This is a genomic window from Burkholderia mycopellens, from assembly GCF_964265025.1.
Taxonomy (GTDB): Bacteria; Pseudomonadota; Gammaproteobacteria; order Burkholderiales; family Burkholderiaceae; genus Burkholderia.
This window is the reverse complement of sequence record NZ_OZ183803.1, coordinates 2,685,104-2,708,162: the sequence shown is the minus strand read 5'-3', so window position 1 is coordinate 2,708,162 and position 23,059 is coordinate 2,685,104. Positions and strand designations below refer to the sequence as shown.

19 protein-coding genes and 1 pseudogene are annotated in these 23,059 nt (G+C 62.7%); 7 read left to right on the top strand and 13 right to left on the bottom strand.

Annotated elements, in window-relative coordinates:
- Nucleotides 1-30: 30 nt before the first annotated feature.
- Complete coding sequence (locus ACPTTC_RS30315; protein ID WP_423395136.1) at nt 31-477, top strand: hypothetical protein; 447 nt, start codon at nt 31-33, stop codon at nt 475-477.
- Between the two features lie 25 nt (nt 478-502).
- Here the strand turns inward: ACPTTC_RS30315 and ACPTTC_RS30310 are convergent, their stop codons facing one another.
- Together ACPTTC_RS30310 and ACPTTC_RS30305 are read right to left on the bottom strand one after the other, a co-directional pair.
- On the bottom strand, nt 503-1,924 hold the full coding sequence (locus tag ACPTTC_RS30310) for a sensor histidine kinase (protein ID WP_423395135.1): 1,422 nt from the start codon (nt 1,922-1,924) through the stop codon (nt 503-505).
- Nucleotides 1,911-2,576: a response regulator transcription factor gene (locus tag ACPTTC_RS30305; RefSeq protein ID WP_423395134.1), complete on the bottom strand. Its 666-nt coding sequence runs from the start codon at nt 2,574-2,576 to the stop codon at nt 1,911-1,913. The genes ACPTTC_RS30310 and ACPTTC_RS30305 overlap by 14 nt, the downstream gene beginning before the upstream one ends.
- A gap of 238 nt (nt 2,577-2,814) precedes the next feature.
- Here ACPTTC_RS30305 and ACPTTC_RS30300 point away from each other — a divergent pair, with 238 nt between their 5' ends.
- Together ACPTTC_RS30300 and ACPTTC_RS30295 are read left to right on the top strand one after the other, a co-directional pair.
- Nucleotides 2,815-3,831, top strand: coding sequence for an ABC transporter substrate-binding protein (locus tag ACPTTC_RS30300; RefSeq protein ID WP_423395133.1), 1,017 nt, complete (start codon nt 2,815-2,817; stop codon nt 3,829-3,831).
- A gap of 100 nt (nt 3,832-3,931) precedes the next feature.
- Entirely contained in the window at nt 3,932-5,242 is a 1,311-nt protein-coding gene (locus ACPTTC_RS30295; protein WP_423395132.1) for an MFS transporter, read from the top strand.
- 12 nt (nt 5,243-5,254) lie between these two features.
- On the opposite strand, the gene ACPTTC_RS30290 is transcribed toward ACPTTC_RS30295, so the two are convergent.
- The 3 genes from ACPTTC_RS30290 to ACPTTC_RS30280 all read right to left on the bottom strand — a co-directional run bounded on the left by ACPTTC_RS30290 (nt 5,255) and on the right by ACPTTC_RS30280 (nt 8,637).
- Nucleotides 5,255-5,935, bottom strand: coding sequence for a hypothetical protein (locus ACPTTC_RS30290; protein WP_423395131.1), 681 nt, complete (start codon nt 5,933-5,935; stop codon nt 5,255-5,257).
- A 270-nt stretch (nt 5,936-6,205) separates the two neighbouring features.
- Entirely contained in the window at nt 6,206-7,996 is a 1,791-nt protein-coding gene (locus ACPTTC_RS30285; protein WP_423395130.1) for an MASE4 domain-containing protein, read from the bottom strand.
- Complete coding sequence (locus ACPTTC_RS30280; RefSeq protein ID WP_423395129.1) at nt 7,993-8,637, bottom strand: response regulator; 645 nt, start codon at nt 8,635-8,637, stop codon at nt 7,993-7,995. Before ACPTTC_RS30280 ends, ACPTTC_RS30285 begins: the two co-directional genes overlap by 4 nt.
- 321 nt (nt 8,638-8,958) lie before the next feature.
- On the opposite strand from ACPTTC_RS30280, the gene ACPTTC_RS30275 reads away from it, so the two are divergent.
- Both ACPTTC_RS30275 and ACPTTC_RS30270 read left to right on the top strand, forming a co-directional pair.
- The gene (locus ACPTTC_RS30275) at nt 8,959-9,411 is read left to right on the top strand and encodes a hypothetical protein (RefSeq protein ID WP_175965712.1); all 453 of its coding nucleotides are present in this window, start codon (nt 8,959-8,961) and stop codon (nt 9,409-9,411) included.
- A gap of 102 nt (nt 9,412-9,513) precedes the next feature.
- Nucleotides 9,514-11,532, top strand: coding sequence for a VTT domain-containing protein (locus ACPTTC_RS30270; protein ID WP_423395128.1), 2,019 nt, complete (start codon nt 9,514-9,516; stop codon nt 11,530-11,532).
- A 482-nt stretch (nt 11,533-12,014) separates the two neighbouring features.
- On the opposite strand, the gene ACPTTC_RS30265 is transcribed toward ACPTTC_RS30270, so the two are convergent.
- The 8 genes from ACPTTC_RS30265 to ACPTTC_RS30230 all read right to left on the bottom strand — a co-directional run bounded on the left by ACPTTC_RS30265 (nt 12,015) and on the right by ACPTTC_RS30230 (nt 19,342).
- Nucleotides 12,015-12,272, bottom strand: a complete 258-nt coding sequence (locus tag ACPTTC_RS30265; protein WP_423395127.1) for a hypothetical protein — start codon at nt 12,270-12,272, stop codon at nt 12,015-12,017.
- 438 nt (nt 12,273-12,710) lie between these two features.
- Nucleotides 12,711-13,535 (bottom strand): hypothetical protein, encoded by an 825-nt coding sequence (locus tag ACPTTC_RS30260; RefSeq protein ID WP_423395126.1) that lies wholly within the window; start codon nt 13,533-13,535, stop codon nt 12,711-12,713.
- Between the two features lie 311 nt (nt 13,536-13,846).
- Complete coding sequence (locus ACPTTC_RS30255; RefSeq protein ID WP_423395125.1) at nt 13,847-14,533, bottom strand: hypothetical protein; 687 nt, start codon at nt 14,531-14,533, stop codon at nt 13,847-13,849.
- Nucleotides 14,534-14,621: 88 nt separating this feature from the next.
- Nucleotides 14,622-15,170, bottom strand: a complete 549-nt coding sequence (locus ACPTTC_RS30250) for a hypothetical protein (protein ID WP_423395124.1) — start codon at nt 15,168-15,170, stop codon at nt 14,622-14,624.
- A gap of 82 nt (nt 15,171-15,252) precedes the next feature.
- On the bottom strand, nt 15,253-15,732 hold the full coding sequence (locus ACPTTC_RS30245) for a hypothetical protein (protein WP_392387956.1): 480 nt from the start codon (nt 15,730-15,732) through the stop codon (nt 15,253-15,255).
- Entirely contained in the window at nt 15,720-16,409 is a 690-nt protein-coding gene (locus ACPTTC_RS30240) for a pilus assembly protein (protein WP_423395123.1), read from the bottom strand. The genes ACPTTC_RS30245 and ACPTTC_RS30240 overlap by 13 nt, the downstream gene beginning before the upstream one ends.
- Nucleotides 16,410-16,440: 31 nt before the next feature.
- Complete coding sequence (locus tag ACPTTC_RS30235; RefSeq protein WP_423395122.1) at nt 16,441-18,702, bottom strand: TcfC E-set like domain-containing protein; 2,262 nt, start codon at nt 18,700-18,702, stop codon at nt 16,441-16,443.
- A 106-nt stretch (nt 18,703-18,808) separates the two neighbouring features.
- Complete coding sequence (locus tag ACPTTC_RS30230) at nt 18,809-19,342, bottom strand: CS1 type fimbrial major subunit (protein ID WP_423395121.1); 534 nt, start codon at nt 19,340-19,342, stop codon at nt 18,809-18,811.
- Nucleotides 19,343-19,627: 285 nt separating this feature from the next.
- On the opposite strand from ACPTTC_RS30230, the pseudogene ACPTTC_RS30225 reads away from it, so the two are divergent.
- Nucleotides 19,628-20,220 (top strand): annotated as a pseudogene (locus tag ACPTTC_RS30225) (helix-turn-helix domain-containing protein); the annotation flags it as partial.
- Between the two features lie 450 nt (nt 20,221-20,670).
- Nucleotides 20,671-23,052 (top strand): response regulator, encoded by a 2,382-nt coding sequence (locus tag ACPTTC_RS30220; protein WP_423395120.1) that lies wholly within the window; start codon nt 20,671-20,673, stop codon nt 23,050-23,052.
- The last annotated feature ends 7 nt before the right edge of the window (nt 23,053-23,059 follow it).

Here is a 23,059-nt window from a genome sequence, read left to right as displayed (position 1 = left end):
GAACTCGAACGCCACGGGGGCTACCGCGCCATGTTGACTTATTCCATTCAGAAGGTCGGCTACGATTTCGAGCAACTCGATCCGCAGGGGGCGACGGATTACCCGTCGTTCATGCAGGCATTCGATGCATTCCCGTGGGCGGCGCAGCATGCCGAATGGGACGATGCGCAGGAAGGCCCGTTGCCGGCCCTCGTGCTGCAGCATGCCGACGATCGGCGGGAATTGTGGGTGACCGCGTTGAGCGATGCGCATGCGGGCGGCTTCCAGCTGAATGCCGTTTCCATGCGGATGAAAAAGGGGCTGTTCGGGATCGGCAAGGGCAAGCTGGAGCGGCATGTCGACACGATCGACGTCGACGCGCGCGCGGACGTCGATACGTTGTGCCGGCTGTTTTGCGATCGTCAGTACGACGAGCTGGACCGGGTGGTCGCGCGGCACGTGGAGCGCAACCGCTTCGATGACGACAGCGACGATTGAACGCCTGCTGCGCAGGTCCGCAGGCTCATGCCTTTTCCGCGCCGATTCCCGCCGCACGCGGAAACGTCAACACCACCGCGAACCCGCCCGCATCGGGGAACGCAAACCCGACGCGCCCGCCGTGCGCCTTCATCACTTCCTGCACGATCGCCAGCCCGAGGCCCGACCCGGTGCGCCGTTCGCTGCCGTCCGGTGCGATCCGCACGAACGGCTGCAGCGCGGCATCCCAGTGCTCGCGCGGAATCCCCCGACCGTTGTCGGTGACGGTCAGCGTCACGGCATCGCCGGCGTTGCCCTGCGTCGCGACCGAGACGACGATATCGTCCGCGTGACCGTGCAGCAATGCGTTGTGCAGCACGTTCGACAGCGCTTCCTGCAGGCTGATCGCGTCGCCGTCGATCCAGGCGAGCGGCGCGTCGCTTGCGAACGCGACGGCTACATCGCGCTCGCCCGCGAGCGGAATCGTGCGGCCGAGCACGACCTTCGCGAGCGCGACGAGTTCGACGGGTTGCAGCGGCACGGCCTCGGTGCGATGGATCACCATCGCATGGTTGAGCAGCTGGCCGGTGAGCCGCCCGACATCCGAGCAGGTCGCGCGCAGCGCGTCGAGCCGCGCCGCATGGCGCGCGGGATCGGCTTCGCCGTCGAGCAGTTCGATCTGCGCGTCGAGCCGCGCGAGCGGCGTGCGCATCTGGTGCGCGGCATCCGCGATGAAGCGCTGCATCGCGTTGATGCGCTCGGCCAGGCGGTGTATCAACCCGTTGATCGAGCCGATGATCGCGTCGATCTCGCTCGGGGTATCGACGGCCACCGGCCGCAGGTCGGCCGGGTCGCGCGCGGCGATGATCGCGCCGATCTGCGCGAGCGGGCGCAGGCCGCGCCGGATCGCGAGGCCGCTCGCGCCGATCGCGAGCACGCTCATCAGCAGGATCAGCGTCCAGACCTTGATGCTCATGTCGTTCGTGAGCTGCTGGCGCGCGTTGGTGGTTTGCGCAACGGTCACGAGCGCCCAGCCGGGCGTGCTTTCCTCGGGCATGTAGCGCGCGATGGTCGCGGTGCGGATCCGGTGGCCCTGGTACATGCCGTTCGCGAACGCGGGGCCCTGTTTCGCGGCGGCGAGCGTCGCGGGGCTCGCGAGATCGTTGTAGCCGGCCACGACGACGCCGCGCGAATCGACCACCTTGTAGTAGACGAGGTCGTAGCGCGACAGCGTCGACAGCGCGGCCACCGGCGGATTCAGTGCGAGCACGCCGCCTTGTACGTAGAGGTTTTCCGCGACCTGGATCGATGCGCCCGCCAGCAACTGGTCGTACGCGCGTTCGGCCGCGACGCCCGCGTAGTAGCGCGCGATCGCCGCGAGCGCGAGCGCGCCGGTCGCGACGACGAGCGCGATGAAGAGCAGCGTGCGCCCGAACAGCGTCTTCGGGAACCAGTCAATGCGCCGCAATCTGGTACCCCATCCCGCGCGCGGTACGGATCTCGACCGAGCTGCCCTGCAGCTTCCTGCGCACGCGTGTCACGTACTGCTCGACCGCGTTCGCGGTCGGCTCGTTGCCGAAGCTGAACAGCTGGTTCAGCAGTTCGTCCTTCGAGAAGATCCGCTGCGGGCGGCTCGCGAGGATTTCGAGCAGCGCGAATTCCTGGCGCGACAGCGACAGCGGCTGGCCGTCGAGTTCCGCGAGGCGGCTGCTGCGGTCGATCACGAGGCCGCCGAGTGTTAGCACGTCGTTCGCATGGCCGCTGTTGCGGCGCAGGAGCGCCTGCACGCGGGCGTCGAGCTCGCGATAATCGAACGGTTTCACCAGGTAGTCGTCGGCGCCGAGGCCGAGGCCGCTCACGCGGTCGTCGATCGCCGAGCGCGCGGTGACGAGCAGCACCGGCGTCGTGCTGCCCGATGCGCGCAGGTGGCGCAGCACCGTGAAGCCGTCCATGCCGGGCAGGTTCGCGTCGAGCACGACGAGATCGAAGCGCTCGACGCGCAGCAGCCCGTGCGCGGTCGCGCCGTCGGTTTCGAGATCGACGGCATGGCCGAGCCGTGCCAGGCGGCTGTGGATCGCCGCGCCGATTTCGGCATCGTCCTCCACGACGAGAATGCGCATGGTGCCGTTTCGCAGGTGGGTGGGTTAGGGGTTTTCCCGGGGCCGGGATGTCAGCATTTTCTCAGACTCGGTCGATAACCTGTGTCGAGCCGGATGCAGCACGCAAGGACGGCATTAATACCAGAAATATTCAAGGAGACGGCAACATGCAGCATGTCATGGGCACGACGAACGCGCGGCGTGGCGCGACGCTGGGCTTCGCGTGGCCGTTTGCCGCCCGCCGCACGGCGGCGCGCGCATGACGACGTCGCCGCGCCGCCGCGCGTTGATCGCCGCCGGGCTCGGCGTGCTGGCCGCGCCGGCGCTCGTGCGCGCGAAGCCGCGCACGGTGCGGATTTCCAAAGGCTATGGCGTGCTGTACCTGCCGCTGCTCGTGATGGAGAAGCAGCGGCTGTTCGAGCGGCACGCGGCGCGCCACGGCGTGCGCGACGTCGCGGTCGACTGGGTGCTGCTCGACGGCGGCAATTCCGTCAACGACGCGATGATGGCCGGCACGCTCGATTTCGCGGGCGCCGGCGCGCCGGGTTTCATCGAGCTGTGGGCGCGGGCGCGCGGCATTCCGAACGTCGAGGTGATCGGCATCAGCGGGCTGTCGGCCACGTCGCTGTCGCTGAACGCGAACCGGCCGGGTCTGACGTCGCTGCGCGACTTCACGCCGTCCGACCGGATCGCGGTGCCGGGCATCCGCACGTCGCTGTCGGCGGTCGTGCTGCAGATGGTCGCGAGCCGGCAACTCGGCCCGAAGCATTTCGCGCAGCTTGATTCGAGCACCGTGAACCTGCCGCATCCGCAGGCGATGCAGGCGCTGATCCGCCGCGAGAACGGCGTCACCGCGCACTTCACGTCGCCGCCGTTCTCGACGCTCGAGCTGCGGCAGCCGGGCATTCACCGCGTCGTGAATTCGGTCGACGTGCTCGGGCCGATGACGCTCGACGTCGTGTTCGCGCCGAAGCGGCTCGTCGATACGGCGCCCGCGCTGGCCGTCGCGTTTCTCGGCGCGCTCGACGAAGCGAACCGCCTGATCGCGCAGGACCCGCGCGCGGCGGCCGCGCTCTATGCGGCGTCGTCGGGCGTCGGCGTGTCGCACGACGACGTGATGCGGATGCTCGCCGCGCCGGACACGCGCTTCTCGGTGCTGCCGAACCAGCTGATGGACTACGTCGAATTCCTGTACCTGGCCGGCACGATCAAGGCCAAGCCGCGCGCGTGGCACGAGATGTTCGCGCCGATGCTCGACGACTACCGGTCGGGCTGATGCCGCCGCTTCCTTTCATCGAAATCCGTCGCGCCCGTGCAAGCGTCGCGGGCGGCGCCGATTCAACCGATATACAACCGATTCACGCAAGGAGCCTGAAGTGAACGCTACCGACACCCTGGACCCCGCGTCCGCCGAAGAACAGCGCATCATGTCGAAGATGGCGCGGCGCCTGATGCCCATCCTCGTCGTGATGTTCCTGATCGCGTTCATCGACCGGCAGAACGTCGATTTCGCGAAGCTGCAGATGGTGCACAGCCTTGGGATGACGGAAGCCGCGTTCGGGCTCGCGTCGTCGCTGTTCTTCATCGGCTACCTGCTGTTCGAGGTGCCGAGCACGCTCGCGCTGCATCGCTACGGCGCGCGCGTGTGGCTGGCGCGGATCATGCTGACGTGGGGGCTCATCACGGTGCTGATGGGCTTCACGACGTCGATGCCCGCGTTCTGCGCGCTGCGCTTCGTGCTCGGTATCGCCGAAGCCGGCTTCTATCCGGGCGTGATCTACTACCTGACGCTGTGGTTTCCGCAGAGCTATCGCGCGAAGGTGCTCGGCATCTTTACGCTCGGCAGCGCGCTCGCGAACATGCTCGGCTCGCTGGTCGGCGGCGTGCTGCTGAGCCTGAACGGCGTGTGGGGGCTCGCGGGCTGGCAGTGGGTGTTCGTGGCGACGGGCATCCCGGCGGTGATCGTCGCGATCGTCGTGTTCCGCGTGCTGCCCGCATCGGTGCGCGACGCGCGTTTCCTCGACGAGCGCGAGAAGCAGATCGTCGAGGCCGCGCTCGAACGCGAGAAGCCCGCGAAGGCCGAGCACGGCCAGCCGTGGAAGGCGCTGCTCGATCCGCGCGTGATGCTGTTCGCGGCGACCTACATGCTGATGTCGACGTCGCTGTACGGCGTGACGTACTGGCTGCCGACGCTCGTGAAGTCGTTCGGCGTGTCGAGCAGCACGAACGGCTTCCTGAGCATGCTGCCGTGGGCGCTCGCCGTGCTGCTGCTGCTGTGGCTGCCGGCGAAGCTGCGCCGCGCGAAGAGCATCCTGCGCACGATCGCGATCGTCGCGGCGCTTGGCGCGCTCGGCTTCCTGCTGAGCCTCGTGTTGCCGTCGACGCCGCTGCGCTTCATCGCACTGGTGCTTGGCGGCGCATGCATCCCGCTGCTGTATCCGTGCTTCTGGTCGATGCCGCCGCGCTACTTCACCGGCGCGCGGGCGGCGGCGAGCGTCGCGGCGATCAACTCGATCGGCAACCTCGGCGGCTTCTTCAGCCAGAACCTGATGCCGTTTGCCGGCAAGGTGACGGGCACCGCGTTCGGGCCGATGATCGTGCCGATCGTGTGTCTCGCGCTGCTCGGGATCGGCGCGCTGGTCGCGTGGACGCGGTCGGAGCGGGGGATGGTGGCGGCGCGGGCATGACGGCGTGCGGCGTCACCGCATCGTCACGTGGTTTCCTACGACCCTGAAGTTGGTCGAGACGTGCGCGTTGTTCGACAGCAGGTACTTGAGCGCGTCGATGTCCGGCGCGGTCGTGGAGAAGCGGTTCCCGCCGTCGAACATGAAATCCCACGTGACGATGCCGCGACTGTATTCGGGCATGTCCACGCGGATCTCCTTCAGCGACGCAAGCGGATACGCGCGCTCGTGCCAGTCGAACAGGTGCCGCACGTAGAGATGATCGGGCGTGACGATCTCGTAGCGCCGCAGGAACGGTATCGCGACGACGAAGAGCACGACAGTCGTGATCAGCCACGACCGGACCGCACGCCACACGACGGCCCGTGACGCACGGCCGCGCGGCTTGGTGCGGTAGCGCCGGTATGCGGACGGTACGATCAGCCAGACGGCGAACCACCACGCGATCGCGATGAACCCGAGCGGCACGTTCATGAACGGCACCGAAAACGCGCCGACGAAGCTCGTCGGAAAATCCAGGAGCCGCGCGGTCGACACGAACCCGAGCCCGATGTAGCTGCCGGCCGGATGCGGGATGAACACGGCCGTCGTCAGGGCCTGCAGCGCGAGCAGGACGGGCCAGCACAGCAGCGATACGGCAAGCCAGCCGGCTGGCACCGCACAGGAGATGAGGACGTAGCTGCGGAGTGTTTTCATTGTGGCGAAGGGGAATGCGATCGGCTGGTGCATGGGCGCGCAAGGACGCGGGACGGTGATGGCGAAGGATTGTAGCGCCACGCCGTCGCCGTCGCCGCGCGTAGCGCGCAGGGATGGGCGGGTGGGCACGGGTATTTCACGAGCCGAGGGTGCGAACGACTGACGCTTCACGATCCTGGCCGCCCGCCATCGACGCGAAGACGATTACCACTGACGACCGGCCAGCGGCGGGGCATCGCGGCGCCCGCGGGCGCCATCGCGTTGTCGCTTCTACCCGCGCGGCCCCCCAACCCCGCCATGTGCGACCGTCGCCTGCGCAGGCGACAGCGGAATCTCCACCTCGACCGTCGTCCCCTCGCCGAGCGTCGTCGTGATCCGCAGCGTGCCGCCGACGAGGTACGCGCGCTCGCGTAACCCCACCAGCCCGAACGATCCCGACTTGCGTGGCACACCGGGATCGAATCCCGCGCCGTCGTCGCGAATCGTCAGCGCGATCGCATCGTCCGCGTACACGAGGTCGATGTCCGCATGCGACGCGGCCGCGTGCCGCGCGATGTTCGCGAGCGCTTCCTGCGCGATGCGGAACACGGCCGTCGCATACGGCTCGTCGAGCTGCAGCTCGGGCGGATCGACGTGCAGCTCGCATGCAATCCCGTGACGCTGCCGGAAATCCTCCGCGAGCCATTGCATCGCGGCGGCGAAGCCGAGATCGTCGAGCATCAGCGGGCGCAGGTCCGATGCGATGCGCCGCGTCGCGGCCACCGCGCCGCGCGCCATCGTATGCATCGCCGCGATCTTGCGCGCCAGCGGCGCGTCGTCCTGCGGCACTTGGTTGATCAGCCATTCGAGCTCATTCTTCAGCGTCGCGAGCGTCTGCGCGAGTTCGTCGTGCAGCTCGCGCGCGATGCGGCGCTGCTCGGCTTCGCGCGCGGTCGCGCTGATCGCGGCGATCTCGCGCAGCTCCTCGCGTGACGCCTGCAGCGCACGCTCCGCGCGCACGCGCTCCTCGACCTCGCGCCGCAGGTCGCGGTTCGATGCGCTCAGTTGCGCGGTACGCGCGGCCACGCGCTGTTCGAGCCGCTCGTTCGCGTCGTTCAGCTGAGCGCTCTTCTGCGCGACGAGCAGATGATGGTGGCGCGCGCCGGCCAGCGCGCGCACCGTCTGCGCATGCAGCCGGCCGTTCTCGAACAGCATCGCGAACAGCACGACACTGGACGCGACGAGACCGTACGCGCGCCCCGCGTAGAAGCCGAGGTCGTAGCGCCCGTGATTGAGCATCGACGACAGCGCGATGTCGAACAGCCACGCGACGAGCACCGTCATCACCCACAGGTCGAGCACGGAATGGCGCCGCCGCCGCTGCCACATCAGCATCAGCGCCACCAGATTCAGCCCCCAGACGATCGTGATCGCGTTCGTCATCGGCGCGGCCATCCGGTTGCCGTTCACGATGCGCGGCAGCAGGTCGTGGCCGGCCGTCGCGAGCAGCGCGAGCGCGACCGTCGCGCCGGCCGCGGCCGCGATGCACAGCCCGATGGGAATCGCCGCGCGGCGCTGCGGGGCCGGGATCGGGCCGGCCGCGCGCGACGTCGCGCGCAGCAGCGCGTACGCGGCGACCGCCAGCGGAAAGCCGCTGTGCCAGAACAGGTACAGCCAGGCGGTGGTCTGGTCGCGGGCGCCGAGCAGGCCGGTCGGCGCGAACAGCCCGGGAAAGGTCAGCATGTGGGTGCCGGCCATGAAGCCCGTGAACAGGTAGCCGCCCGCGAGCACGAGCAGCGGTTTCTCGCGCAGGATTGCGTACTGGCCGAGCAGGAGGCCGGCCGTCGTCATGTCGTTGACGACGATCGCCGACTGGTACACGGGGATGAACGCCCAGCCCGGCGCAAGCGGCCTGCCCGCGAACGGCGCGAGCGCGGCGAAGATCACGGCGGATACGAGCACGGTCGCGAGCGCGAGCCGTCGTTCGCGCCGGCCCGGCGGCAGCGACGACATGAACCGGCGCGACGCGTCCGGGTCGTCGTCGTCCGGGAGCAAGGGCGGGACGGGGACGGCGGCCGTCATGCGTCGCCGCCGGGGTCGAGGTCGTGGCGCACCGCGTAGCGGACCAGCGCGGCTTCGTGCGGCAGGTCCATCTTCTCGAGGATCCGTGTCTTGTACGTGCTGACCGTCTTCGCGCTCAGCGCGAGTTCGGTCGCGATCTGCGTGACGGTCTGGCCCGCGACGATGCGGTGCATCACGTCGAGCTCGCGCGCGGACAGCCGCTCGTGCGGCAGCGTCGCGGCCGGCGTGCGCAGCGTGAGCGCGAGGCTTTCGGCCGCCGACGGGCTCACGTAGACGCCGCCCGCCGCGACCTTGCCGACCGCCTCGACGAGCTCGGCGGCCGCGCTGTCCTTCGTCAGGAAGCCGGTTGCGCCGGCCTTGAACGCGCGCGCCGCGTACTGCGCCTCCGCATGCATCGTCAGCACGAGCGTGCGCAGTGACGGCGCGTGGTGCTTCACCAGCCGGATCAGCTCGATGCCGGTCGGCGCGGGCATCGACAGGTCGAGCAGCAGCACGTCGGCGTCGCCGCGCTCGACCAGCGCAAGCGTGGCCGAGCCGTCGCTTGCCTCGCCGACGATCTCGAAACCGCCGGCCCTTTCCAGGATGTAACGCAGTCCGTCCCGCATGACTGCGTGATCGTCAGCCAGAATTACCCTGATCATCTAGCGATCCTCTTCGGGATGACGCAGCGCACTGCTGTCAGGTGGTCGCCGCGGCTGTTCTTCTGATCAATATATTCCGCCGAATCCGAAAACGGTACACATCCGGGAAATTTTCGAGATAGACGATCGCGGATCGTGCACTGAAGCGAAATAATCGCGGGGAAAAGGTATGCGCCGGAGCGGGCGCGAATCAGGGTATTCCCTGGTGGCTGCGGTGGCCGGAACAGGCAGGCGCCGCGTGTCGCGAGCCGCCCCGCGAACCGTCCCGATTCGGGACTAAACTGGTTCCCGATGCCATCCCGCCACCTGAGGAGCCACGTGATGATCGATCTTGCCGATATCCTGCCGTCCGCGCTGCCCGCCGCCGTCGCATGGGCCGAAGCCGAAGCGGCGCGCGGGATCGCGCAGGGCGCGCCGCTGACGCCGGCGCAAGCCGACGATGCGCGCACGGTGGGCGTCGCGCAGCCGGAGCGGATCCGCGTGGTGATCGTCGATCGGATGCCGTTCCCCGAGGTGCCGTCGCTGGCCGCGATCGCCCGCGACTCGGGGCTGCTGTCGCCGGGGACGATCGGGCTCACGCTCGGTCATGCGGTGTACGTGCTGCGCGGGCAGGACACGCGCCGCCTGCTGACCCACGAATTCCGCCACGTGCATCAGTACGAGGCCGCCGGCTCGATCGGCGCGTTTCTCGCGCGCTATCTGCAGGAGATCGCGACGGTCGGCTACCACGACGCGCCGCTCGAGGCCGACGCGCGGCAGCACGAGTTCGATTGATCCATCAAGCCGGCGCGACCGCGCGCACCGCCCGATGAACGTTCCCCCTGCCAGCGCCGGCCCGGTGTTCGCACGCCGGGTGGCCCCACCGAGGCGCGCGCGATGAGCGACACGATCCACACGTGGATCGGCGCGATCGGCGCGCATCCGCTGCTCGTGCTCGCGATCGTGTTCGTGGCGGCCTGCGCCGAGTCGATCGCACTGATCGGCACGGTCGTGCCGGCCGGCGCCGTGATGTTCGCGGCCGGTGCGCTGATCGGTGCGGGCGCGCTCGACGGCTGGACGACCATCGGTGTCGCGGCGATCGGCGCCGTGATCGGCGATGGGATCAGCTACGAACTCGGGCGGCGCTACCGCGGCGTGATCCGCCATGCGTGGACGCGCTTCGGCTATGCGGCCGCCTACGCGCGCGGCGAGGAGTTCGTGCTGCGTCACGGCATGAAGAGCATCGTGCTCGCGCGTTTTCTTGCGCCGGTGCGCGCGGTCGTGCCGGTCGTCGTCGGCTGCGCGACGCTGCCGCGCCGGTCGTTCTATCCGGTCAACGTCATCTCGGCGCTCATCTGGGCGCCCGTGCACGTTGCGCCGGGCATCCTGTTCGGGGCGTCGGCCGCGCTGGCCGCGGCGATCAGCGTGCGGGTCGCCGTGATCCTGCTGGTCGTCGCGGCGCTGGTCGCACTCGTGTGGATCGGCGTGCGCGTCGCATTGCAGCGCGGCTGGCCGCTGCTGCGTCGTGCGCTCGTCGAAGGCGTGCACGCCTGCGCGCGCCGCTGGCCGCGGTTCGGCGCGCGGCTGCACGACGCGATCGCATACGTGCGCGGCCTGCCGGGCGCGGTGCCGGTGCTCGCGCTGCTGTTCGTCGGCTGCGTGTGGCTGTTCGCGGGCCTCGTGCGAGATGTCGTCGCGAACGATCCGCTGATGCACGCGGACATCGCGCTGTATGCGTTCCTGCAGAACCTGCGCACGCCACCGGTGGACGCCACGATGCGCGCGCTGGCCGTCCTGCACGGGCACGATACGGGGCTGATCGTTGCGGCCGCGTTTCTCGTCTGGCTGATGATCCATCGCTGCTGGCTGACGGCCGCGTGGTGGCTCGTGACGGTCGGCGTTGCCGTCGTGCTCGTGCCGGTGTTCGGCGCGGGGATACCCGGCGCGACGCCCGCGAGCCTGCCGCCCGGCGCGCTGCACGTGCCGCTGCCCGATGCCGAAGCGGCGTTCGCGATTCTCGCGAGCAGCGGCCTCGGCTGGGTACTGACGCGCGACCGGCCCGCGCGGTGGCGGGTTCCGGTCGTGACGGCGGTGGTGCTGTGGATCGTGCTCGGCGGCTTCGCGCGGCTGTATGTCGGCGACACGTGGCTGTCGGGCCTGCTGGGCGGCTGGAGCCTCGGGCTCGCCTGGTTCGCGCTGCTGGCCGGCGCCTATGCGTACTGGCGCGTGCGCGAGCACGTGCAGCCGAGGGGCGCGCTCGTCGCGGTGACGGTGGTGCTCGCGACGGCCGGCGTATGGACGGTTCCTGCGCAGTGGCAGCTCGACCGCGCGTCGCGCCCGCATGCCGGCGACGTGGTCGCGATGACCGTCGACCAGTGGCTGCGCGGCGGGTGGCAGCGCGTGCCGATGCGGCGCACCGAGATCGGCGGCGACCGCGAGGAATATCTGCCGCTGCAATGGAGCGCGACGTCGGACACGCTCGACCGGCATCTCGCGCAGGCCGGCTGGCAGCGCGCGACGCCGTGGTCGCCTGCCACCGCGCTGCGCTGGCTGTTGCCGCAGGCGCCGGCCGATGCGCTGCCGGTGCTGCCGCGCTACACGCATGGCGAAAGCACGCGCCGCGTGTTCGTCCGTGTCGATCCGGGGCAGCCGGAAAGCCGCCTCGTGTTGCGGCTGTGGCGTTATCCGTACGTGCTGCAGGACGCGCTCGGCACGCGGCCGCTGTGGTACGGCGCGCTGTATCGCGAGACGCTGCACCGGCCCGCGCGGTTGATGACGATCGTGCGCTCGACGACGATCGACGATGCGGCGACGATGGCGCAGGCGCTGTCGATCGAGCCGACGATCGAGCGTCCGCCGGCGGGGATGACGAACGCGCCGGTGGCGATGCTGCTGGTGTGGATGGTTCGGCCGTGAGGGGAACGTCAGTTGGGGAGATGCGGCGATGAGGGGAGGTTGACGGCCTCCGTCATCGCATTCAGCGCGAGCAGGGCGGCAGCGTGGCTACCGAGGTGGCCGAGCGATTCCGTCGCGACGCTCGCATAGGCCGCAGCAAGGTCAGGGTCCGCTCGTCATTCGGCTATTCCCGCGTCGTGATGCGATACGGCGCCTTTGGGTTGGGTCATGGTTGCCTTGTTCGACATGTTTTCGACATATTGGTGTCAAGTTCAGTTCGATGTCCCTGACGGATCCCGATGTCATATTGGTGGAAACAGCTCCGATTGGTTCCCATCCAGCGTCGTACATCGATTCCGCATTGTTCTTGCTCATTCGTTACTGCCTTCGATCACACGATTTTTTCCGTATGAGCAAGCTACGCGGTCACCGTCGACGACTACAGGTCACGGATCAGGCGAACCACAAGCAGTCATCAGTTGCGGCGCGCCCACCGGATACTGCTATTTGTGGGGTGTATGGTTCTCGGCCGCTGGTTCGATGGTGTGCGACCCGCTGCAGCGGGCCATGAGGTACTGACGCTTCGCGCGCAGCTTCTCCGCTTTAATACGGTTGCCATATTTACTGGCGAGTTCTGCTTTTGCTTCTAGTATGTGTATTTTTTTCTCATAGCCGTAGCTGTCGCACTGGCCGGCGAATGCTGGAACGGCGAGCGAAAAAAGAAGAATCGTCGAAATATTTTTCACTATCTTAATCAACATAAAAACATCAATTGTAAAATTTAAGATTCACGACCCAAGAATCAAAGTTGCCTCTGTGAGGCCGGATTCTCACAGCCATCCAGGCGGAGACGCATAAGGCGAGTCCACCTTCCGCCATAAATATTGATGCCTGACAATTTCCGTGAAAATAAGAATATGCCTAAATTGGTAGGTGCTACCGAAGCGAGCGGGTTAGAGCCGGGAAATTTCGGTGAGAAGCGATCGCGCAACCGCGGAAGGTCAAGTAAATAATTTGGTCGGGAGCTGAATCTCTTGGATTTCTTGAGTAGCGCCGAACGCTCGTCTTTGGTCTTTCATGAGCCTCCGGCCGTGGGCTGCATAGCAGAGTAGATTTGCTCGTGGCGTTCGATGCTCGAACGCCACGAGCGATCGAGCATCGATTTAATCAACTCACCCGACGACGGTTACGGCTGGCATTCACGTTTTGGTAACGACCGTAAACGTAAGCACATCTGTGTAGGTACCGGGTTCCACGTTGTCGTCGACCATCGTTGTGAAGGTCGGTACGAAGCAGGTCCTGCCGGAGCTGTCCAGCGATATCGCTTCACTGCCGACATTGGGTAACTGTATCGGTATGCCCGACATTCCACCACTCAACGTGATGCTGTATGGCACCCGCTGCGACGGGTCGGCCGAATTTTGAAGCTGATACCGATTGCTGATCGTGCCGTTGGAGCCGGTTGCGGAAACGACGAACTTCTTGCCATCGACTGCTGTTCCGGTATACGTGAGGCAAAGCTGATCCGAAATATTCGACAAAATCTTCTCACTCGTCCCGCGCGACAGTTCGCCGAGATTCCAGTCGGGTGCGTTCATCGATATCTCGATCGGCACCGGGGGGGGGACGGTGGGGTTCGCAATCACTTTGCAGCTCGTGGTGGTGCCGACTCGATGGACATAGACGCCGCCTTTCATGTCGACGAACTCTATAAGGACGTCCGCCGCGAAAGTACCACCTTGAATTGTGATCGCGGGCCAGTCGGTAAGCTGCGCGGAGTCAATCGAAACCGAGAAAGTTGCCGTATGGACTTTTGGGTTTAGCCAGGCGTTACTAGTTTTTGACGTGATGCCGGTATACTTCGTGTGATAAAGCACCGTTTCCCCGGGCGACCCATCCTTGCTTGCAGTTAAAGCGCCCCGACCGAAAGGCGTAGGGGATCCGTTTTTGTCGTATCGATAGACATAAATCGCACGCGATCGAGGAGCATTACCGGCAAATTCGCCGATAAAACTTATATCCACTGATATCTGCGTAGAGTCCCCCGAATCAACCCAGCTACAGTTTGAATAACCGCCCACGGATGTGGTCTGCTGTTGCCCGTAAGATAATAGGGGAAATAATGAAAATGACGACAATATGATTGAGATTAAATATTTCATGGGCGTTCAGTATTTGATCTATCATCCCCTTGCCGATCGTCGTCAAACATGAAAACCTTGACGACTGCGAGAGGGAAACCATGGCTGGAATTTGGCGGTTATCGTGCTTTATATATTCAATAATTTTAAAGAATATCTTATCGAGCGACCCACGCAGCAAAACCCCGCGGAACCTAATGACTCAATTGATTGCTGACGCTATCGTTAAACTGACACACAGGCTGCCCGGGAATCTCGACAGCATTCCCGGGTGCAGGCAATGGAACGCCCGGATAAACATTGAAGGGTTCGATGACGCGGCCGTTCACTTTTGCACCGTTCACCGCATACCGCACGTTTCCGGTGCTGATAAGGCGCACCCCGCGTTCGTCGCATGTAACCTTCAATGCCTTGTGTTGACTCGCAGGTAACTGCCGCACCAGGCCGCTAAAACCCAGGTTGACGATAACCGCTCCAACAGCATGCGTTTTCTGCTCGCCGAGCGCTGCGATTACCGGGTTGACATTCAGCCGATACACCGTTTCCGTGTCGACCGGACGCATCGGTTTGAGCATGATCGTTTTCGCTTGCCCAGGCGCCAAGGTCAGCTTTGACGGAGAAACAAAAAGCATGGGGCTTTCCATGTCCCCCACCTGCTCCAATTTTTCGTCGCGTAACGGAACACCAGGGTTGAGAAGGTGAGCCAACGAAATCGACACGTATTCGGGACGATTTCCATTGTTGATTATTTGTGCGGTTGCGCCGTCGTTGCCGACGATTATTTCCTTCGGCATCAGGTCTATCGCAGCGAAGGTCACGGCGGGGGCAAGCCAACCAGCGATCAGGACCACAACCAGAGCTCGGTGAATGCGCAATTTCATGTATCGATCTCAGTGGAGTTAGATTGCCAGACAATTACCATTCGCCACGAGTAACGCATTTCAGTCTCCGACATGCGATCAACGAGAATCATGGCGCCGCCACAACCGGTTCGAAAGTCAGTGATAACGTTCCAGTGTAGGTGCCGGCAGTGCTGCGGAAATCCCCTGCCGGTGGATAAGCAGAAACAGCAAGGTTGTAATACCCTTCCGAGTCGATATTGGGGGATGGCGCAGCCGGATTCTGAAACTCGACACTCCGGTCGACGGCGAGCAGTTTCAGGCCTGCTCCTTCCTCGCCCATACTGACGGTCGGCTTCTGGAACACGACGCTCGGCTTTTCCTGATTGACAATCTGCAATGGCTGATCCATACGGACCTGGAATCGACCAGTAGTCGATACGACGCGTAGCCGCGCCTGCGCCTCGTACGGTGATTCCCAACCTCCGAACTGCTGCATCTCGATTCCTTGCGCGAACCATCCCCCCTTGTCGTCCGTCACGTCCAACACGTTTCTCTTAACCACTTTCGCCGTGACGTTGCTCTGCGTTTTCCCAGTGAGGGACACTTCTTGCGCCGATACGGCCACCGGCACACACATCAGTACGGCCAATACGGCACTTGTCCACTGTTTTCTCATTTCACCTCCTGAAACCTTGTAGCGACCGTAGAAATTCCGAGAGCGCAGCCGAGTGTCAAATCGAGGCTAGCCCGCAATATCGCTAGGACATTGCACCTTTCTGATAAATCACCACGCCGTAGCCAACGCTGACAAATAGCGGGGTAGGTAGGTCGTTTCCCGATTTGGCATCGATCACGACGCGCTCTTTGGGACGGAACGTCACTCGCCACACCAGTGTCCGAGCGGGTATGCCAAGTGCCTTCAGCACCATCCGATATTTCTGCCCAGGTGCCAGTACGAGTTTGCCAGGCATAACCAGCAGACTAGGTCTCCTGACTTCGGTAACGGGTACCAATTGCTCCGGCGTGTTTCCCGGATTCGTCAGCAAGTGCTGCTCGACATTCAAGTACAGTGGGGCATCTCCAATGTTCTCGACGTACAACTCATTAATCGGTTTACCTGGCTCGAGCGTCAATTCGGTACGCGATAGCTTAAGTACGGCGGCTGCCATGCTGGACGTGCAACCCAGGCTTACCAGGAGGCCAAGTACCAGAGGCATCCAGATTTTCATTGCCGGCATTCCAGCGTCTGCGGTTTGTCATCGAAGCGCAGCGTCATCCGCTTGGTTGCAAAATGCTGTGGCGTACCCGGGAACACTGCAACGGTTTGCGCTGATTTTGCCTTGTCGTACGAGACATCCGTGAAAACCTGGCGCACGTTACCGGTGTTCACGAGCGTGATGCCGTTGTCTTCGCAACGATGGGTCCAGCCGCTAGTCTGCTTGCCCGGTGGCGGCATGTGCCGCACGAGCACGCCATAGCCGACCGATACCGACATCGGAGCACTGATCTTGTCGGTGGGCGCGCCACTCACCGTCAGCGACCGGACCGGAACGATATACAGGCGATACAGTTCTTCCTCCCGCGGTTCGACCAGCGACTTAAGCGAAATCGATCGTGTCTGATTGCTCCCGAGCGTCAACTTGTCCGGGCTCGCAAGCATGCCCGGATGCTTCAGATCGCCGAGATCGATCTTCTTTTCCGGCGTGGTGCCGGGATTCGTCACCTTTTGCAGACTGATCGCCAGATAGAGCGGCTCATCGCCCATATTCCTGACCGTGACGCGCTGGTCGTGGCTGCTGAATACCTTGACCGTCGCCGGCATCACCATCAGTTCGCCCTCGGCGCGAGCTGTTGGGATCAATGCGAAAAGAAATCCGCACAGAATCGGTATCGCGAGTTTCAAGTTCGACGTCATATCAGTGTTTCCTTCATTTCCGAATGTTTGCCTATTCGCAGCGGTAGTAATTGCCTTTCTCGACCTTCAGGTCACACGTGTACCGATCCCCGCTGCCTTCGACTGTGATAGTGGAAAGAACTGTCTTGCTAACAAGCGAGAATAGTCCGTTCGGATGCACCGTATCGCCTGTTTCAACGATCTTCCCGCTGACGGGCTTGCCCGACGCATCCGTCAGGAAGCCGCCATAAATCATGTTGACGTCGACCTTCGCCGTCGCCGAATACACTTGCCCCGGATGCGCGCGAACGATGTTCGCGGGCACTTCGATGTTCATGTCGAGTTTGTCGCTATTACTCAGCACGCGGGCAAACGGGACGTCCTGATACGCGTTGATAGGCACCGCGTAGGTGCTGCCACCGCCAACGGGATTGCCTTCCACGTTGAACCCGTATTTCATGCCGGGGAGTTTTGGCGTCCTGAGCAGGATTGCACTTCCGCTTGAGCTGTACCGGCCGAACGCGACGCCCTTCGGGCTGACGGCTACCATTCCGCGATAGTTAAAGTCCATGTTCGTTCCCGCGGAGCTTTGTCCGAGGTTCAGCGACGCGTCTCCGCGCGTTCCGGAGCGGCTGCCATACAGATTGACGCCGTACTCGTTGTTCACGCGGTTCGCCGACATCCCGACCGTCGATGTGCCGAAACCATCCACGAAGTCCTTGCGGACATCCCCGCTGAGCTGCGTTTGCCCACCGGAATGCGCGGCGTTGAAGCTTGCCTGAACGCGATCCAGCGTCATGGTCATGTTGAAATACACGCCATATCCGCTATTGTTCCGCTGAAAACCGCCTTTCTGAACACCGAGCGCGAACGTACTCCACAAGCCATTCGGCCGATAATTCCAACGTACTTCAGCCTGATGCGATTCACCTGAATTCGACTTGCGATAGTTGTAACCGAACGCCATGCGGCGGAAGTTTCGGCTAAAGGTGACCGCGGTGCTCGGCTGGCCGTCGTAGAAGCGCGAGATGCCGGTGTTCTGATAGCGGCTGAGCGTCAGGGTACCCAACTCTTCGCTTGCCATCGAGATATTGATGTAACCGCCCGTACTGCGCTCGCCGGTCAGAATCCCGAGCGTCGGCGCAATTTCGACCTCGCCTAATCGAGTAGGGCGAGTCACGTTGACCTCGGCCGCCCATTTACCGCCTTTTCCCGCCAACATCGATGCGTTCAGGTAGAACTTCTTGAGGTTTCGACTCATCGCCGCCTCAAGCAGATAGCCGCCGTCCTGCATGTCCTTGCCGGCTGTCAGGTGCCATGCATTACCGCCATTCCCCATGAAGTTGAGGTTATTGACCTCGCGTGTTTCACGACTGATCAGATTCCCGTTCCGGTCGACGAGCCGAACCTCTACCGAGTAGTAGCCACCAGGCAGGTCAACAAAGCTGATCTGATTTCGACCGAGTACTGCCGGCCGCTTCAGGATAAGGCGTCCGTTTCGGTAAAACTCGTAGCTCCCCTCCGCACTTGCGTAAAGTATGAGCGATCCGGCATCGCTACCGACTTGCAGGTGAGTCTGGCTGCCGACCGTCACGAACTGGTCGAAGCTAGGCGATAGCATTGTGCTGACCGACCCGGCCGCATAGTCAATGCTGTTCTGCTTACCCATCCGCACGTACGTATCTGAGAAATTCTTCTGCAGGTAGTACGACGATACCCCTCGCGAACTGCTGCCGACGTTGTGCGCGTCAGTGCGGCTTGCATACCAGCTCATATAGCCAAAGCTCTGAAACGGTAGGCCAACCCACGTGTTTCCGTTCAAGTTGACCGTGCGATAGCCGTCCGACGCTGCGCGCAAGTCAAGCGACTGGTTGTTGACCAGACCCAGGCCAGTCTCCGGTGCAATGTAATCTTCGCTGGCATCACGGATTGAAATCGACCGCTTCAACTTGTCGACGGTCACGTGATAACTATCGATATCTAGATCACATCCCTTGGTGCACCACTTGTAGTCGAGTTTTGAGAGGATGCTCCGGAGGATACTCACATCCTCTTGTGAGATGCCATTCTCTTCGTACTTGAGCGCATCGAATACGAGGGAATTTTCGTCCCTGGAGTAACTGACGAAGCCGGGAAGTGTGCGCCCGTTGAACGTCGCCACATAGCTCGCGCTGTCGTCAAGCTCAGCCGCGCTGAATCCATCCGGAACACCGTACGATATATCAAGCTTCGCAAATGAGTACGACGAAGCAAAAATCAACGCACCCAACCACAGCTTGTTGAATCGGAAAGGAGGAGAGCAATCGGCGGACACGCTGAATATTCTATGAATAAGGTGGATGAGTTGACACGGCCCCTGCTTTGACATGACACCGGAAAGGAAGCCCCATTCGTGGCCCTGGGGCTCCCATGGCGATAAGTTACTGACCGGATTCGGCGCCCGATGCGGCAACCGGCTCGAACACCATGACGAGATCACCGCTGTAGTTGCCGTTGGTGCTGATGCCGTTGAGCTCCGTTGGCGCCTCGACGTCGATCTTCAGGTTGTGGATTTCGTCGAAACCGCCGTTACCGGCAACCGTCTGGGTGATCTTCTGAACTACCCCGAATTCAACCTTCGATTCACCTGCCTGGCTGGACAGCGTGACCTGCGGGTTCTTCATTTCGTAGGTGGCGCTCGACATCTTCAGCGGCTGGGCCAGCGAAACGTTGAAGTCGGCGTTCTTCGACCAGACGCGGACTGGCAACGACTTCGTGAATTTCGCTTGCGTATAGTCGGTGGCGTCGAGCTCCTCGGTGCCATACCAAGTCGAACCGTCCGGCTTCGAAACAAAGATCGCGTCGTTGATTTGTGCCGTCAGCGTGATCTTCTTCGACACCGAGTCAGCCTGTGCCACATGGGCCATTCCGAACAGCACCGCGGTCATGCCCAGTGTAAGAGCGACTTTTTTCATTATGGATTCCTTATATTTTATAAGAAGAAGTTGAAAATAAATTGAGAGGCAACCGATGGACCGACGCAGGCAAGCGTTGCGACGATCCGGTTGACGGACGCCGATGCGGGATAGAACACATCCGCAAAGGAGAATTGATTGTTTCATCCAATGACAGGAATGAACATAAGAACCGTCCTAAATGTAGTGGGCTAGACAAAATCTGACAGCGGTCGTTCTTTATGGTGGCGTGGAGGGGAGGAGCCCATAGCTGTAACGCGCGCCGCGAACAGAAAGGAGTCCGCCATGACTCCGGTGCAGAAGCTAACTCACGCCAAGGCCGGCATACTCGAGCTGGCGGGATTACTCGGTATCGTCAGCTCGGCCTGTCGCGTGACGGGCTACTGCGCGATAGCTTCTACCGATTTAAGGAACCGTACGATCGAGGCGGTGAAGCTGCGCTGCGGGAGATTTCCCATCGCCGGCCGCTGCTCGTGAATCGCGTGGACTCGCAGGTCGAGGCAGCTGTTGTCGAAAAAGCCCTCGAATTGCCGGCCTACGGTCAGGTGCGTATAGCCAACGAGGTCATCAAACGGCGTGCCATGTTCGTGTAGCCATGAGGTGTCCATAACATCTGGTTGTGACACGATCTGGAGACTATTCCGAAACGCTTGAAGGTCTTGGACGCCAAGCCCGCCCAGGAGGGGTCGGTGCTGACTGAGCCGCAGCTCGTCGCGCTCAAACGCGCCGAGCACGAGAAGGAAGTGCACAGCGAATTCGAGTCCGAATGACAGGGCTACTCCTGCGCGCAGGATACGTTCTATGTTGGTAGCATCAAGGGCGTCGATCGTGTCTACCAGCAAACTTTCGTCGATACCTACCCGAAGGTTGAGTTCGCCTAACTCTGCGGTCGAATGAGCCCTCCATTGCGGCGGCTTTGGCCGTTGACATGGCGCGCACTCGCGCCTGGATGTTCACCATCTCCAGCAATGAAATCGGCTGTTTCGGCAACGTTCCGTCCGACGCGTTTTAGGAAAAATCTTATGTCGAGCGATGCCCAAGGTCCGTACGATATGAACCGCTCACGCCGTCTCTTGTTCCAATTCTGGTGTTGCTTGCGTCGAGACCGGGTCTGGGGCCGTTCGTCCATATGCAATTCCAGGCTGTATGGACACACCTTCGCGCTTTGAGGCTCGGCGCTCATTCGTTACGCGGACTTGGGCCTAGATGAATCAGATTCTTCGAGTCATATGCAACAGATAGTCCGGGTCAGGAGCGGAGATACCGCAGGTCGCAGACGCTGGCGCGAACTGCGTGGCGTTGCATGCGCGGGAATCGGAGCGACGCGTTTGACGAAAAACCTCGTCGCTTTTTGTGCGAGTTGGTCAATGCTTGGTTGTGCCGTGCTGCTTGCGTGCATCATGGGATCGCGCGAAGCAAGTGCAGCGAATACCTGCTGGAAACCGTCCCTGACCGAAGAGGAGCGTCGGTGGATCAGTGCGCATCCCGTCGTAAACATCGCTGTCGAAGCCAACTGGCATCCGATCGAGTACATGCACAACGGGAAACAAGCGGGTCTCGTCGCCGGCTACCTAAGTGCGATTTCGAAGATGACCGGTTTGGTATTCAAGACAGTGCCGGGTACGGAATGGGGTCATGCGTACGATGCGCTCTCAGCCGGCAAGGTCGATCTGTTGCCGGGCGTATGGCGTGAACTGGTGCCGGATCGCATCGGCTCTGGTGCGCTCGTTAGTTTGCCGTACCTGGTTGGCCGCTTGACTGCCGTCACGCGCGACGATTCCGCGATGATCTTCAGTCTCAAGCGCCTTGAGGGCCGCCGGGTTGCGATCAAGGGCCGTGGCGCCGTCGAGTATTTCACGCGCCACAGCGGCGTAATGCTCGACATTCAGACGTACGAAAGCGAGGAGGAGGCGCTCGCCGCCGTCGCCCGTGGCGAGGCCGATGCGGCGCTCGGCGTCGACGTCACGATCCTGCCGATCGTGCGCCGGCAATTCCCCGGCAAGCTCTACATGTCCGGCATGCTTGCCGACCGTCCTGTATCGCTTGCGATGCTTACGCGCAATGATCTGCCGATACTTGCGTCAATTATCGACAAGTCGCTCGCGGCGATCCCGGTAAGCGAATCGGCGGAAATTACGCGGGACTGGGTGGAACTGGGCGACTATGGTAAGCCGACAATCCGCTCGATTATTTATTACCGCGCGCCGCAGGTGTTTGCGCTTGGAATGGCACTGCTCACGTTGTTGGCGCTGGCATACCTAGCCTTGAGATCCCGCGCCGCAGCGATCCGCAGCAAGCGCGACAAGGCGAAGTTTCTCGCGTTTGTCAGTCACGAAATCCGCACGCCGATGTATACGATTCTGTCGTCGCTGGAATTGCTGCAGCGTTCGCGGCTGACTGGGAAGCAGGCGAATCGCGCCGATGCGGCGATCTCGGCATCCGAGACGCTGTTGACGCTACTCGATGACATTCTCGAATACTCGCGCCTCGAATCGAGCAAGGTGCGGCTGGCGCCGCAAACGGTCGAACTCGGGACGTGGGCACGACAGACTATAGAGATGATGCGCTGCCGGGCCGACGCGAAGGGGCTGGCACTCTTGCTCGACGTGGCATGTGAACCGGCGCTGCGGGTTGTGCTCGATCCAGTTCGTGTGCGCCAAATCGTGTTGAATCTGCTCGTCAACGCAATCAAATTTACCGCCGCCGGGTCGGTCATGCTGTATGTGGACTTTTTACCTGATCCGCAGGGAAAACGCGGCACGCTTACTTTGGAGGTGCGCGACAACGGCATCGGCATCGCCCCCGAGCGGCTAAAGCGAATTTTTGACGCGTACTGGCAGGCGACGCACTTGCCTCACGTCGAAGTTAATGGGAGTGGGCTGGGTCTGGCGATCTGCCGCGAACTCGTCAAATTGATGTGCGGGACGATCGCCGTCGAAAGCTCGCCCTACGTTGAAACGAAAATGACTGTGCAATTGCCAATCGCGATAGTGGATGATGCCGTGGTTGAACGTCAGGTGATGGTTGCGCCGGTGGCGACCGATATGAGCAATGTACGCTCGCATGTCGACGCACCGCGTATTTTGATTGTGGACGACCACGAGACAGTGCGGCGAGCGATCGTGCAGCAATGCGACGAACTGGGCTGTATCGGGATCGTAGCCGCGACGGGTGAAGAGGCCATGCAGCGAATCGCGCAAGGCCACATCGATCTCATACTGCTCGACTGCAATCTCCCAGACATCGATGGATATGCGCTGACACAAATGATCCGTCAGCATGAGTCGATGGTGCGGTCCAAACACGTTCCCATCATCGCGATCTCGGCGGCTTCCGATGATGCGCACAAGGTGCGATGCTTCGACAGTGGCATGGATGGTGTGCTCGGCAAGCCGCTGCGGCTGCAGGCATTACGCCAAACGATCGCGAGCTGGTGTACGTCGTATGTAGACGCTCCCGATGGGGTGCCGGTCGTCCCTCGCGCCGACGATCTCGCAGATCTGCGGCCGACGTTCGAGGGCGAGATCGAGCGAAATTTCGATTCGCTCATTTCCGCGTTGCTGGCGAACGATTTGCACGACGCGCTGCACGCCGTGCATCGAATTAAGGACGTGTCACTGGTGGCAGGCGCGGACGCGATGGTCGAAATTGCGACGGGCATTGAGGAACGCCTTCGAAGACTCGGTGACTCGAAGGCATTGTGTGGTTGATTTTCGG

Bases quoted from the DNA above. Each gene is read 5' to 3' on its own strand.
- ACPTTC_RS30315 (WP_423395136.1), top strand. From the start codon at position 31: ATGTTGACTTATTCCATTCAGAAGGTCGGCTACGATTTCGAGCAACTC.
- ACPTTC_RS30305 (WP_423395134.1), bottom strand. From the start codon at position 2,576: ATGCGCATTCTCGTCGTGGAGGACGATGCCGAAATCGGCGCGGCGATC.
- ACPTTC_RS30255 (WP_423395125.1), bottom strand. From the start codon at position 14,533: ATGAAATTGCGCATTCACCGAGCTCTGGTTGTGGTCCTGATCGCTGGT.
- ACPTTC_RS30240 (WP_423395123.1), bottom strand. From the start codon at position 16,409: ATGACGTCGAACTTGAAACTCGCGATACCGATTCTGTGCGGATTTCTT.
- ACPTTC_RS30290 (WP_423395131.1), bottom strand. From the start codon at position 5,935: ATGAAAACACTCCGCAGCTACGTCCTCATCTCCTGTGCGGTGCCAGCC.
- ACPTTC_RS30250 (WP_423395124.1), bottom strand. From the start codon at position 15,170: ATGAGAAAACAGTGGACAAGTGCCGTATTGGCCGTACTGATGTGTGTG.
- ACPTTC_RS30280 (WP_423395129.1), bottom strand. From the start codon at position 8,637: ATGATCAGGGTAATTCTGGCTGACGATCACGCAGTCATGCGGGACGGA.
- ACPTTC_RS30270 (WP_423395128.1), top strand. From the start codon at position 9,514: ATGAGCGACACGATCCACACGTGGATCGGCGCGATCGGCGCGCATCCG.
- ACPTTC_RS30300 (WP_423395133.1), top strand. From the start codon at position 2,815: ATGACGACGTCGCCGCGCCGCCGCGCGTTGATCGCCGCCGGGCTCGGC.
- ACPTTC_RS30275 (WP_175965712.1), top strand. From the start codon at position 8,959: ATGATCGATCTTGCCGATATCCTGCCGTCCGCGCTGCCCGCCGCCGTC.
- ACPTTC_RS30230 (WP_423395121.1), bottom strand. From the start codon at position 19,342: ATGAAAAAAGTCGCTCTTACACTGGGCATGACCGCGGTGCTGTTCGGA.
- ACPTTC_RS30265 (WP_423395127.1), bottom strand. From the start codon at position 12,272: ATGTTGATTAAGATAGTGAAAAATATTTCGACGATTCTTCTTTTTTCG.
- ACPTTC_RS30285 (WP_423395130.1), bottom strand. From the start codon at position 7,996: ATGACGGCCGCCGTCCCCGTCCCGCCCTTGCTCCCGGACGACGACGAC.
- ACPTTC_RS30245 (WP_392387956.1), bottom strand. From the start codon at position 15,732: ATGCCGGCAATGAAAATCTGGATGCCTCTGGTACTTGGCCTCCTGGTA.